Annotated in this window: 6 protein-coding genes; all 6 read right to left on the bottom strand. The window is 73.5% G+C overall.

Annotation, left to right across the window (positions count from 1 at the left end; all coding sequences use genetic code 11):
• Positions 1-23 precede the first annotated feature (23 nt).
• Positions 24-6,305, bottom strand: coding sequence for a type I polyketide synthase (locus OG371_RS35475; protein ID WP_442876198.1), 6,282 nt, complete (start codon positions 6,303-6,305; stop codon positions 24-26).
• 158 nt (positions 6,306-6,463) lie between these two features.
• Positions 6,464-7,531 (bottom strand): alpha/beta fold hydrolase, encoded by a 1,068-nt coding sequence (locus OG371_RS35470; RefSeq protein ID WP_329060026.1) that lies wholly within the window; start codon positions 7,529-7,531, stop codon positions 6,464-6,466.
• Positions 7,528-8,343: a 2-oxo acid dehydrogenase subunit E2 gene (locus OG371_RS35465; RefSeq protein WP_329060025.1), complete on the bottom strand. Its 816-nt coding sequence runs from the start codon at positions 8,341-8,343 to the stop codon at positions 7,528-7,530. The genes OG371_RS35470 and OG371_RS35465 overlap by 4 nt, the downstream gene beginning before the upstream one ends.
• Complete coding sequence (locus OG371_RS35460; RefSeq protein ID WP_329060024.1) at positions 8,340-9,383, bottom strand: 3-oxoacyl-ACP synthase III family protein; 1,044 nt, start codon at positions 9,381-9,383, stop codon at positions 8,340-8,342. Before OG371_RS35460 ends, OG371_RS35465 begins: the two co-directional genes overlap by 4 nt.
• Before the next feature lie 83 nt (positions 9,384-9,466).
• A complete protein-coding gene (locus tag OG371_RS35455) occupies positions 9,467-10,246 on the bottom strand; it encodes an AfsR/SARP family transcriptional regulator (RefSeq protein ID WP_329060023.1) in 780 nt (259 codons plus the stop codon).
• A gap of 342 nt (positions 10,247-10,588) precedes the next feature.
• On the bottom strand, positions 10,589-13,315 hold the full coding sequence (locus OG371_RS35450) for a LuxR C-terminal-related transcriptional regulator (RefSeq protein ID WP_329060022.1): 2,727 nt from the start codon (positions 13,313-13,315) through the stop codon (positions 10,589-10,591).
• Positions 13,316-13,499: the final 184 nt, after the last annotated feature.

The following is a 13,499-nucleotide window of genomic DNA, read 5'->3' as shown; positions in this document are numbered from 1 at the left end:
GTGGTTTCAGTGGCGCGGACGCCTCAATCGCCGAATTCCTCGTCCAGCGCGGCGAACAGCTCGTCGTCGCCGGCCTCGGCGTAGGCGGAGGCCTCCACCGCGCCCAGCAGTTCACGCAGGACCCGGCCGACCGCCTCGCGCTCGGCCTCGGGCACCCCGGCCACGGCGTCACGCAGCCGTTCCAGCTCGGGCAGCACCTCCGGGGCCGAGCGCGCCGGTTCGATCCGGCTGCCCAGGTACCCGGCCAGCTCGGCCGGCGTCGGGTGGTCGAACACCAGGGTCGCGCCCAGCGGCAGGCCGGTGGCGGCCTTGAGCCGGTTGCGGAACTCGACCGCGGACAGCGAGTCGAAGCCCAGCTGCTTGAACGACCTGGTGTGCTCGACCGGATCGGCCCCGCTGTGCCCGAGCACCGCGGCCGCGGTCGTGCGGACCAGGTCCAGCAGGTACCGCTCACGTTCCACTGTGGACAGACCGGCGAGCCGTCCGGTGAACGACTCCGCGGTCTGCGCGGCGGCCGCGGCGGCCAGCCGGACCGGGCGCGGGCCCGTCGTCCGCAGCAGCGGGTGGGCGGAGCCGGAACGGGCCACCGCCGCCCGGTCGACCGGCACCGCCACGACCACCGCGGGCCCGGCGGTCAGCGAGCGGTCCAGCAGGCGCAGCCCGAGCGCGTCGGACACCGCGCCGAACCCGGCGCGGGCCAGCCGGTCCCGGTCCGCGTCCGCCAGGTGGCCGGTCATCGCGCTGGCGCGGGACCACAGCCCCCACGCGACGGACACCGCGGGCAGCCCCTGCGCCTGCCGGTGCTCGGCCAATGCGTCGAGGTAGGCGTTCGCCGCGGCATAAGCCGCCTGGCCCGGGTTGCCCATCACCGCGGCCGCGGACGAGAACAGCACGAAGGCCGCCGGCTCGTGGTCGAGGGTCAGCTCGTGCAGGTGCCACGCGGCGTCGATCTTGGGCCGCAGCACGGCATCCAGGCGTTCGGGCGTCAACGACAGGACGGTCCCGTCGTCGATCACGCCCGCCGCGTGCACAACCGCGGTGAGCGGATGCGTCAGGCCGTCCACGACCTTCGCCAGGTCCGCGCGATCGGCCGCGTCACAAGCGACGACCGAGACCTGCGCGCCGAGCTCGGTCAGCCGGGCGGTCAGGTCCGCGGCCCCGGCGGAGTCCGGGCCACGGCGGCTGGTCAGCACCAGCCGGCGGGCGCCGTGCTCGCGGACCAGGTGCTCGGCGGTCAGCGCGCCGAGTGCGCCCGTGCCGCCGGTGATCAACACGGTGCCGTCCGGGTCCAGCGGGGCGGGCAGCGTGAGGACCATCTTGCCGACATGCCGGGCCTGGCTCAGGTACCGCAAGGCTTCCGGCGCGCGGGGGGCGGTCCACGCCGTCACCGGCAGCGGGCCGAGAGTGCCGTCGCGGAACAGCGGCAGCAGCCCGGCCAGCATCTCCCGGGTCCGGTCGTGGCTCGGATCCCGGACGTCGTAAGCGATGTAGGTGACGTCCCCGTGCTCGGCGGCCACCTTCTCCGGGTCGCGGATGTCCTGCTTGCCCATCTCCAGGAACCGGCCGCCGGGCGCGGTCAGCCGCAGCGAGGCGTCGACGAACTCCTCGGTCAGCGAGTTCAGCACCAGGTCGACCCCGCGCCCGCCGGTCGCGGCGCGGAACTTGTCCTCGAATTCGAGGTCGCGTGAGCTGGCGATCCGCTCCTCGGGCACGCCGCGCTCCCGCAGCAGCGGCCACTTGGCCGGGCTGGCGGTGGCGTACACGGTGAGGCCCCAGTGCTCGGCGAGTTGCAGCGTGGCCAGACCGACGCCGCCGGTGGCCGCGTGCAGCAGCAGCGACTCGCCCGCCCGCGCGCCGCCCAGCTCGGCCAGGCCGTAGTACGCGGTCAGGTACGCCACGCACACCGTCGCCGCGTCCGGGAACGACCAGTCGTCCGGGAAGGTGGTGAGCAGCCGGCGGTCGGTGACCGCGAACGGGCCGGTGGCGCCGCGTTCGAACAGGCCGAGCACGCGGTCGCCGATCTTCAGGTCCGGCACGTCCGGCCCGGTCGCGACGACCACGCCGGCCGCCTCCGCGCCGACCGACGCGTCGCCCGGGTACATGCCGAGGCTGATGATCACGTCGCGGAAGTTCAGCCCGACCGCGCGGACGGCGACCTTCACCTGGCCCGCCGCCAGTTCCTCGTCCACGTGCGGCGCGGGCGCCAGGGTGAGCTGGTCGAGCGAGCCGTGCCCGGTCAGGCCCAGCAGCCACGGGCCGTCCGGCGGGGTGAGCACGTCGGCGTCGGTGGCGACCGGCGTCAGCGCGGGCCGCAGCACGATGCCCTCCCGGATCGCCAGCCGCGGCGCGTCGGCGACCGCGAGCGCGGCCGGCAGCACGTCGAGCGAACGCGGGTCGCCGTCCACGTCGATCAGCCGGAACCGGTCCGGGTGCTCGGCCTGCGCCGAGCGCAGGAAGCCGTCCGCGGCCGCCGCCGCGAGGGCGGGAGTCTCGCCGGGCCGCGCGGACACCGCGGCCGAGGTGACGATCGTGAGGTTCGCGTCGTCGCCGGTCAGCCACTCCCGCACCAGGTTCAGCGCGCGATGCGCGGCTTCCGTCGCGGACGGCGCGGACGAGCCGTCCGCCTCGAAGCGGACGATCGCGTTCCCGGTCTTCCCGATGGCCTGGACGCCTTCCGCGGGCAGATCCAGCGGCTCGCCGGTCAGTCCGGTGGTGTCGACCGGGTGCCACCGCAGCAGGTGCAGGGCATCCGCAGTGTCGTCGGCGCCGTTGGTCAGCTCCCGCAACGACATCGGCCGGGTCGCGAGCGTTTCCAGCTCAGCCACCGGAGCGCCCTGCGGGTCGAACAGCCGCACGGTGTGCCCGCCGTCGACCGGCTCGATCACCACCCGGACCGTCGTCGCGCCCGCGGCAAAGATCTCCACTGCGCCGACCGCGAACGGCAGCGCGACGGTGGTCCCGGCGGTCTCCGCGGTGGCGATGGCCAGCGGGTGCAGCGCGGCGTCCAGCAACGCCGGGTGCAGGGTGAAGCCGTCCTCGGCCAGCTCGACCTCGGCGTAGTGGGTGTCGCCGGACCGCCAGGCCTTGCGCAGGCCACGGAACGCCCCGGTGTAGTGGTATCCCGCCTCGGCCAGCTGGTCGTAGCGGGCGTCCAGCTCGATCTCCTCACCCGCGGGCGGCCAAGCGCCGGAGTACGCGGGCGGCGGCCCGGATTCGGCGGGCATCGCGGTGACGTGCCGGGTCCACGAGCTCCAGCCGTCGCCGTCCGGCGTGCTGGAATGGATCTCCAGCAGGCGGGTGGCACTGTCCACAATCACCTGAATCCGGACCGGGACTTCGTTCAGCACCAACGGCTTGTGGAAGGTCACGTCGGACAGCCGGGGGAACCCGGCCGCCGCGGCGGCGTGCCACGCGAGTTCGACGAACGCCGTCGCGGGCAGCAGCACGCTCGAACCGACCTGGTGCCCGGCCAGCCACGGCTGCTCCTCGGTGGAGATCCGGCCGGTGAACACGGTCTGGTCGCCGCCGGCCACCGTGGTGACCGCGCCGAGCAGCGGGTGGGCGGCGCGGTCGAGCCCCAGTCCCGACGGCTCCCCTGCGGAGCGGGCGGAATCGAGCAGCCAGTAGTCGGAATGGTCGAACGCGTAGGTGGGCAAGGAGATCGCGGTCGCGGCCGGGTGCGCGGTGAGCGGGGCCCAGTCCACCGGCGCGCCCCGCGTGTACGCGGCGCCGAACGAGGTCAGCAGGCGAGACCAGCCGCCCTCCTCGCGGCGCAGGGTGCCGACGAACGCGGCCGGGGCGCCGGCCTGCTCGATGGTGTCGCCGAGCCCGGCCGCCAGCACCGGGTGCGGGCTGCACTCGATGAACAACGTGTGCCCGTCGCGCAAGGCCGCGGTGGCCGACTGTTCGAAAAGGACAGTCTGGCGGAGGTTGCGGTACCAGTACGCCGGGGTCATCTCGGTGGTGTCCAGGACGTCGCCGGTGACCGTCGAATAGACCGGCACCTCGGCCGCGCGCGGGCTGATCCCGGCCAGGTCGACCGGCAGCCGCTGTTCGATCCGGGTCACGTGGGCCGAGTGCGACGCGTAGTCCACCGGCACCCGGCGCGCGTCGAACCACTGCGACTCCTCAGCAGTGGCAAGGAGTTCGTCGAGGGCGTCGGCGTCACCGGAGACGACGATCGAGCCGGGGCCGTTGACCGCGGCGATGCCGATCCGGCCGTCCCACCCGGAGATCCGAGCCTCGACGTCCGCGCGGGCCGCCGCGATCGAGACCATGCCGCCGAGGCCGCTGATCTCCGTGATGGCGGCGCTGCGCAAGGCCACGACCTTGGCGCCGTCGGCCAGCGACAGCGCGCCGGCGACCACCGCCGCGGCGATCTCGCCCTGCGAGTGCCCGATGACCGCGCTGGGCTCCACCCCGTGGGCCCGCCACAACGCTGCCAGCGAAACCATCACCGCGAACAGCGCGGGCTGCAGGACGTCGACCCGGTCGAGCGAGGGCGCGCCGGGCTCGGCCGCGAGCGCGTCGAGCAGGTCCCAGCCGGTGTGCGGCGCCAGCGCCTGCGCGCATTCGGCCATCCGCTCGGCGAAAACCGGGGCCGTCGCGAGCAGTTCGTCGGCCATGCCGAGCCACTGCGAACCTTGCCCGGGGAAGACGAACGCCGTGGCCGGCGCCGGGGCGGCCGGGTCGATCTCGACCGGCTCCGCGGCGAAGTTCCCCTCGGCGACGGCGGTCAGCCCGGCCGCCAGCTCCGCCTGCGTCGAACCGACGACCACCGTCCGCAGCGGGTGGGCGCTGCGCGTGGCCAGCACGGAATGGGCCAGGTCCACCGGACGCGCGTCGACCTCCGCCAAGCGGGCGGCCTGGGCCCGCAACGCGTTGCCACTGCGGGCAGACAGCACCAGCGGCACCGGCCCCGACGGCGCCGGCTCTTCGACCGCCGGGGTCTCGGCGACCGGCGGCGCCTCCACGATCACGTGCGCGTTGGTCCCGCTGATCCCGAAGGCGGAGACGGCGGCCCGGCGCGTGCCGGACCGCTCCGGCCACTCCCGTTCCGCGGTAAGGATTTCCACGCCGCCGCCGGCCCAGTCGACCTTGGTGGACAGCTCGTCGGCGTGCAGGCTGCGCGGCAGCCGGCCGTGGCGGATCGCCTCGACCATCTTGATCACCCCGCCGACGCCGGCCGCCGCCTGCGTGTGCCCGATGTTGGCCTTGAGCGAGCCCACGAACAACGGGTCGTCGCCGGCCCGCTCACGGCCGTAAACCGCTTGCAGCGCGGAGATTTCGATCGGGTCGCCCAGCGGCGTGCCGGTGCCGTGCCCCTCGACGGCGTCGACCGCGTCCGGGCCGATGCCCGCGTCCAGCAGCGCGGCCCGGATCACCCGCTGCTGCGCGACGCCGTTGGGCGCGGTGAGCCGGCTGCTCGCCCCGTCCGAGTTCACCGCGGTGCCGGAAATGACGGCCAGCACCGGGTTCCCGTCGCGCACGGCGTCGGAAAGCTTGCGCAGCGCCAGAACGCCGACGCCCTCGCCCCAGCCGGTGCCGTCCGCGCTCTCGGCGTACGCCTTGCAGCGGCCGTCCGGTGACAGCCCGCGCTGGCGGCTGAACTCGATGAAGGTCTGCGGCGACGACATCACCGTGGCCCCACCGGCGAGTGCGAGCGAGCACTCCCCCGCCCGCAGCGCCCGCGCCGCCAGGTGGATCGCCACCAGCGAAGACGAGCACGCGGTGTCCAAAGTCAGCGTCGGCCCCTGGAAGCCGAAGGTGTAGGACACCCGGCCCGAAGCGATGCTGCCCAGGCTGCCGTTGGCCAGATGTCCCTCGAAGCCGTCCGGGACGGTGGCGAACCGGGAGGCGTAGTCGTGGTACATCACCCCGGCGAACACCCCGGTGTCGCTGCCCCGCAGGGAGACCGGGTCGATCCGGGCGGATTCCAGGCTCTCCCAGGTGACCTCGAGCAGCAGCCGCTGCTGCGGGTCCATCGCCAGCGCCTCACGCGGCGCGATGCCGAAGAACCCGGCGTCGAACCCGGCCGCGTCGTAGAGGAACCCGCCGGAGCGGGTGACCGAGTGCCCGGCCCGGTCCGGGTCCGGGTCGTAGAGCGCGTGCCAGCCGCGGTCCGCCGGGAAGCCGGAGACCGCGTCCACACCGCCGTCGACCAGGTCCCACAACGCCGCCGGGCCGGTCACCCCGCCCGGGTACCGGCAGGCCGCGCCGACCACGGCGATCGGCTCGCGGGCCGCGGACTCGGCCTCGCGCAGCCGGCGCCGGGTGGTCTGCAGGTCGGCGGTGACCTTGCGCAGGTACTCGCGGAGCTTGTCTTCGGTGCTGCTCGGCCCTGAACTGCCAGGAGCTGAACTGGTCATCCGGCTGGGTCCTCTCTCCGCCGAGCGATGGCGACGGCGCGAATGTGCGGCCTTCCTACCTTCCCCGGCCGCGCCAAGGACTGACTTCGATCGCGCTAAAGCCCGGCCAGCGTCTGCTCCAGCCGCGCCACCACGGGCTCGTACCCGCCGAGCAGGCGCAGCACCGAAAGCACACACCAGGTGCGCGACGCGGCGACGTGCGCCGGCGAGCCGTGCACGTCGTCGTGGGTCAGCAGTTCGAGGTCTTTCACTTGCGCGCGAAGCACTTCCGCCTCCGCGGGCGGCACGATCTCGTCCCGGGAGCTGACGATGTAGCGCACCGGGATCGCCGGCGCGGACAGCTCCTCGTCGGACAACTCCCAGCCGTCGGTGCGCCCGGCCAGCTCGCCGGGCGCGCAGCCCAGGAGATGGGCGAGGGTGTCCCGCGTGATCCGCGGAATCGCCGCGCCACCGCCTTCCCGCAGGGCCTGGAAGAACTCGCGGATCGGCGCGCCCGCGGTGACCACGCCGCGGATGCGGTCGTCGTGCGCGGCGGCCCGCAACGCGAGGTGGCCGCTGAAGCTCAGCGCCACCACGTGCGTCCGGTCCACCTGCGCCCGGTCGGCAAGAGCGTCCAGCACGGCCGGGAACAGCTGCCAGCTGTCCTGGTCGTACCGCCAGGTGTTCTCGCCGACGCCGGGCAGCTCCGCGACCACGCCCGCCAGCCCCAGCTGATCAAGCTGCAGCAGCACCGGCGCGTACTGCTCCTTGGTCGCGACGATCCCGCCCAGCAGCACCACCAGCGGCCGTGGGTCCGAAGTGGACAGACCGGCGGTCCACAGCCGGACCGTGCCCTGATCGGACTCGAGCCGCAGGTCCTGCAACGGGCCCGACGCGGCCCACTGCGTGAACGCGTCGATGCCCACCCGGGCGGCGGCAGCCCGCGCCGGGCCGTCGGCAAACGGGAACCGGGCCAGCGCGGCCATCGCCCCGGCAGCGGTGAGTTCCCCGCGGGCACTCGCTTCCTGCGCTTCACGGGTCCACTGCACGGCCCAGGAAGCCGGGTCGCCTTCGAGGTCGTTGCCGATCCCGGCGAGCACCCGCTCCAGCACGGCCGGCTCGATGTTCTGGTTCGCCGCGTGCACGCCGATGAACTGGCGCAGCTCGGCGATGTCGTTGGTCATCGGACTGCGGTCTCCTCGATCGCGCGCGCCTTCGCGGCCACGGGCTCGTCCTTGCCGTAGTGAGTGAGGCCCTCGACGAGGTCGGCCAGCACGTCGGCGGCCTCGGCCCCGTCGATCACCCGGTGGTCGAACGCCAGGCTGAGCCGGAACGTCGGCACCACGGCGACCTCGCCGTCGACCACGACCGCGCGCTCGGCGATGCGGCCCACGCCGAGGGTGATGGTGGTGCCGCCGACCGAGTGGAACCCGTCGACCGGGCGGTGGCCCAGCGAGGTCACCGAGAACGTGCCGAGCACCCGGGCCCGCCCGGCCAGCGGCCGGACCACCTTCCGGTACGCCACGCGCCCGATCAGCGCCGGCAGGCTGTGCAGCTTCCGCGCCCCGGCGAATTCCGGCATGGTGTCCGGGTCACCGTCGCGGTAGTGCTCCACCTGATTCTGGATGGCGTCCAGCCCGGCGTGCTCGAGCCCGGGCAGCACCGCGGCCAGCACCACGCGCTTGCCGCCGATCCGGCGGTCGAGCGCCAGTTTCCCGGCCACGGAAGGAAATCGGGCCACCTTGGGCCAGAGGCCGCCGGTCATCGCCGCGTTGGCCTCCGGGTGCGCGGCCAGCACCCGGCCGCCGACCTGCAGCAGGTAGCTGACGATCGAATACCGCCGCCCGTCCTGCGCCGCCGAAGCGCGGTGGGCCAGCAGCGCCCGCGCGTCGACCTCGGTGTCCAGGAAGACCGGGGAGATGGACCGGAACTCGCGCAGGAAGAACAGCGTGTGCCGGCGCTGCGCCGCGACCGGGGTGATCTCGGGGTTGTTCACACTGCCTCCAAAGCCAGGCCGCCCTTGAGCCACTTGCTGGATTCGACCGCCACGGCCAGCGCGCGGTCACCGGGGGCGATCCGGTCCCGCAGCCGGTCCAGTTGCAGCAGCGGCAACGCGTTCCCGCAGTTGCCGACCTCGTCGACGCAGGACACCTCCTCCGCGCCGGGCAGGCCGAGGCCGGCGACGATGCGCTCGGTCATCCGGCCGGACAGCTGCGGCGGCAGCAGGAAGTCGACCTCGCCGGCCGCCCAGTCCACGTCTTCGAGCAGCTCGGTGACGATCTCCCCGGCCAGCGCGGGCACCGACTCCTCCACCGCCTTGAAGTCCTCGGCCACGGCCGGGCGCGAGTCCTCCCGGTCGGCCGGGCCGAACCAGTCCAGCTCGTGGCCCGGCGGGCGGCCGCCGCCGACCAGCCGGGTGAGGATGCGGCGGATGGCGATCGAGTCCGGCTCGGGCTCCGCGGACAGCACCACCGCGCCCGCGCCGTCGCCGAACAGCACGCAGTTGATCAGCTGGGTCGGCGGCAGCGCGCGGAAGTCCATGCCCAGGTCGAAATGCTTGGTGCAGCTGTCGCCGGCCAGCACGAGCACCCGCCGGGTGCCCGGGTCGGCGGCCAGCTTGGCGCCGAGCGAAAGAGCCTGGACCGCGCCGGTGCAGCCGGACTGCAGCTGGTAGGTCGGCACGCCGTCGATGCCCAGCCGGTCCGCGATGATGTTCACCGTGGCGGGCATCAGCATGTCCGGCGTGGCGGTGCCGAACACCACCGCGTCGATCTCGCCCGGGGCGATGCCGCCGGACTCGAGCGCGGCCCGCCCGGCCTGCTCGCCGAGGTCGGCCAGGGTGCCCAGCGGCTTGCCGGTGTCGAGGTCGAACGACAGGTGCCGGCCGAGCGTGCCGACGAACGTGGCGACCCACTGCTCCCACAGCCGGTCCATGCCGAGCCGTTCGCCCAGCGTCGCGTTGTCGATGGGTTCGCCGGGCAGCGCCGACCCGGTGGAGACGATGTGGGCCAGCGGCGGGCTTTCGGTGGCGGCCATGGGATTCCCTCCAGAGGACGTGCGGGCACCGCCCGGCGGCAGCAGCCGGCCGGGCGGCGGAGACGGAAAAGTGGTGCGGCGCTTCAGACCGCGATGGGCCGGGCGCGCAGGTCGATGTCGGCGGCCAGGATCTCCTGGTGCAGCAGCTGGAGCGGCCGGCCGGGCTCGAGCCCGAGGTCGTCGGTGATCCGGGCGCGGGCCTTGCGGTAGACGGTCAGCGCCTCGGCCCGCCGGTCACAGCGGTACAGCGCCGTCATGAGCTGCCGGTAGTAGACCTCGTGCAGCGGGTTCTCCGCGATCATCGCGTACAGCGAGCTGACCAGCTCCCGCTCGCAGCCCATCGCCAGCCCGGCCTCGATCAGCATCTCCTGGCCTTCCTGGCGCAGCTCCTCCAGCCAGACGGTGAACCCGGTGAGGATCGGGCCGCTGCCCGCCTCGGCGAGCGCCGGGCCGCGCCACAGTGCGCGGGCCTGGCTCAACGCGGCGGAGGCTTCGGCGTACCGGCCCGCCTGCAGGTGCGTGCGCCCGGCCCGGGTCAGCGTGCGGAACTCGTCGATGTCGCAGCCGCCGGGATCGACGGTGAGGCAGTAGCTGCGCCCCTGGGTGGTGATCGGATTGACCCCGCCGACCGCCAGGTAGCGGCGCAGCTGGGAGACGTAGACGTGCAGCGTGGCCATCGCGCGCCGTGGCGGGTGTTCCCCCCACAGCTCCGTGATCAGCTGGTCCGCGGAGACCACCTGGTTGGCGCGCACGAGCAGCACCGCGAGCAGATTCGCGACCTTCCTCGGCAACACGGTCAATGCGGTGGGAACGCCGTTGTTCACCTCGACCACCCGAAGAGGACCCAGGAGCTCGAATCGCATCAGATTTCTGACCTCCTACCCCATACCCCAGAAAGTCCGCGAGGTGTCCCCCGGCGGACCCGAACAGGGAAGAGTCTTTCAGAGGCGCTTCGGCGGCCACATCTGCAAAATTACGTAATCAAGGGGTACGTAACCGGGTACGCGGCGGTACCGAACATGATGCAACCACATTCCCGAAATGTAAACAACACCACTGGATCCGCGAAACTTCGACTATAGACGCGCTTTTCCTGGTAGTGTCCCCGGACGGCGAATGAACCGGGTGTAAACGGGCAGCAAAAAGACCGGCCGCAGCCGGTGTGCGAGGGAAGTCCGCGACACTGCGGAAAGGCCCGCCCGTGGTCAGGACGCTTCGGCCACGATCCTGGCCAGCTCGGCCCGGGACTCGATGTTCAGCTTGCGATAGATGCGCCCGAGGTGGACGTCGACCGTGCGCGGGCTCAGCGAAAGCTGCGCGGCGATCTCCTTGGTGCGCTTGCCCTGCCCGGCGATCCCGGCGATCTCCCGCTCCCGGTCGGTCAGGGCGCCCAGCGTGGTCTCCCCCGCGGTTTCCTCATCGGCCGACGGCGCGTCGAGGTCCCGCAGCTGCGCGTCCAGCCGCAGGTACACCTTGCCGGCGCCGCATTGCCGGGCCATCGCCTTGGCCAGCACCAGCAGCGAACGCGCGTAGTCCACCTGTCCCGCCTCGCGGGCGCACTCGGCGGCGTGGCTGAACGCGCGGGCCTGCGCGCCGATCATCGCCGCGGACCCGAACAGCCCGCCGGCCCGGCGGTACAGCTCCGCGGCGGCCTCGGGGTCGCCCTGTGCCCGGGTCAGGTGAGCGCGGGCGAGCAGCGCGTACGCCCGCTGGCAGGCCAGGTCGAGCGCCGCGGCGGCCTGGTGGGCGCGGTCGGCCCAGTCCTCGGCGACCGAGTGCGGCTCGTTGTGCACCAGCGCTTCCAGGGTCAGCACCTCGTAACAGCGCGGCCGCAGGATCGCGGGCAGGTCCGGCAGGTCCCGGCCGCCGCCGTTGTGGATGATCAGCGCGACCGAGCGCCGCAGGTCGCTGTCCAGCTCCCCGGCCGAGGCCAGGAAAGTCGCCGCGTTGACGCCCAGCCAGCCGCGGCCCATCGGCAGTGTGGAGATCGCGCCGACGGCCGTGCCGCCCTCCTGGTGCGCGCCGCACTGCAGCTCCAGCGCCTTGGCGATCTCGGCGAGCGGCGCGGCGTCCAGCTCCACCGCGATCCGGTGCGCGGTCGCCGCGGCCTCGCTGCCTTCGGCGTACATGCCGCGGCGCTGCAACAGCACGCTGAGGCAGATGTTCACCAAGGGCGCCAACGGTCGCGGGCCGCGGCTGTCGACCACCGCGGCCGCCCGGCGCAGGTGCCGCTCGGCCGGGCCCGGCCGGCTGACCAGCAGCTCGGACCAGCCGAGCAGGACCAGCGCGCCGGGGTCGGCGTCGGCGGTCCGGTCGAGCGCCGCCGCGGGCGGGTCGTACAGCGTGTGGTCGGCGACGCCCTCGGCGTCGGCACCGGTGCATTCGACCGCGCCGCGGTAGGCCCGCAACACCAATGCCACCGCCAGCGACGCGCCGCTGCCGTGCCGCCGCGCCAGCCGGAACGCGGTGTCCACGTCGGCGGCCGCGACGGAGTGCCCGAAGGTCAACGCGATCAGCCCGCGCGCGAGCAGCAGCTCGGCGACCGCGGCCGGCGGGTCCTCGGGCAGCTCGGCGAGTTCGGACGCGATCATCCCGTCGGCCTCGGTGGCCCGGCCGGACAGCGCGTCGAGCGTGGCGCACAGCGCGACCGCCTGGGCCCGGGTGGCGACCGTGGTCCCGGCGCGCTCGCCGAGCAACGGCACCAGCACGTCCCGCGCTTCGGCCGGCCGCGTGCCGGCAAGTGCCTTGGCCAGCAACAGGATCAGCTCGCCGCGCCGGGCCGGCTGGTTCCGCCCGCGCAGCGCGGCCTCCAGGAACCGCGCGGCCGTGTCGGGTTCGCCCGCCATCAGCTCACGCGCGGCGGCGACCAGCACCTGCACGTCTTCCGGACGACGGCGGTGCGCCAGCCGCTCCAGGTGGACCGCGCGCTGCACCACCCCGGCGTCCTGCTCCTCCAGCACTTCGAGCGCGGCGCGGTGCACCTGGGCCCGCGCGTCCACGTCCAGATCCACGTACACGACCTGGCGCAGCAACCGGTGCCGGAAGGCGAAAACCGTCTGGCGCTCGGTCTCGCGCAGCACATCGCGGCGGACCAGCTCGGTGACCGACGCCAGCGCCTCGTCGTGCGCCAGCCCGGCCACGTCGGTGGCGGCGTCGAGTTCGAACCGGTCGCCCAGCACCGCGCCCGCGCGCAGCAGGGTGGCTTCGGCGGGGCCGAGCGTGGCCAGCTCGCCGGAGATCAGCGCGGCCACCTGGCGCGGGATCTGCGCGCCGAACGGATCGGGCTCGGTGGTGGACCGGGCCAGATAGGTGTACGCCAGCGCGAGCAGGTACAGCGGCACCCCGGCGCTCTCGCGGTGCAGCGTGTCCAGCCAGTCGTCGTCGCTGCTCAGCCCGACCAGGTCGGCGGCCTGCGCCAGGGTGAACGGCGGCAGCTCGATCCGTTCCACCTTCTCGTTTTCCACCCCGAGGGCGAGCAGGGTGCGCAGCTGGCGCGGGCTCTGCCGGGGCCGGTGGGTGAGCACCACGAGCACGTCGCCGTCACGCGGGTCGTCCTGCTCGTCGGCCAGTCCCTCGAGCAAATCCAGGGTGTGCTGGTCCGCGTAGTGCGCGTCGTCGATCAGCAGCACCCGCTTGCCGCCGGACGACGGGCCGCCGGCCGGGGCCTCCTCGGGCACCGCGGCGCAGCCGGTCGCCGCCGCCCACAGCTGATTGGCCGAATCGGCGCGGGAAAGCACGCGGGCGACACGAAAAGCCTGTTTCGCCGGGTTGAAGCGCAGGCACCGGACCGGCAGCCCCATCTCGCGCGCCGCCCGGTCCACATCGACGATGATCCGCGATTTCCCCATTCCGGGCTCGGCCGCGATCTCGACGAAGCCACCGCCGAGCCGGTAAAGTGCCGCGAAAACCCGGCTCCGCTCGAATGTGTCCACCAGCCGCGGATGACGCCCCCGATCCACGGACCCCCCAATGGTCACGTGCCGGCCACCACCCCAGCGCCGGCGAATCGCTACTTCCGGTGAGTCTAGGACCACGGGTGCTCAATTGCCAACAAACTTCCGTTGGGGCAAGTCGGTACCGTCAATCGGCCGGCCGCGAACCTGTTGCCAGGCAAGG

It is taken from the genome of Amycolatopsis sp. NBC_01480, assembly GCF_036227205.1.
GTDB lineage: Bacteria > Actinomycetota > Actinomycetes > Mycobacteriales > Pseudonocardiaceae > Amycolatopsis.
Note: the sequence above shows the minus strand (reverse complement) of the source record. Positions and strands in the feature narration are given on the sequence as shown.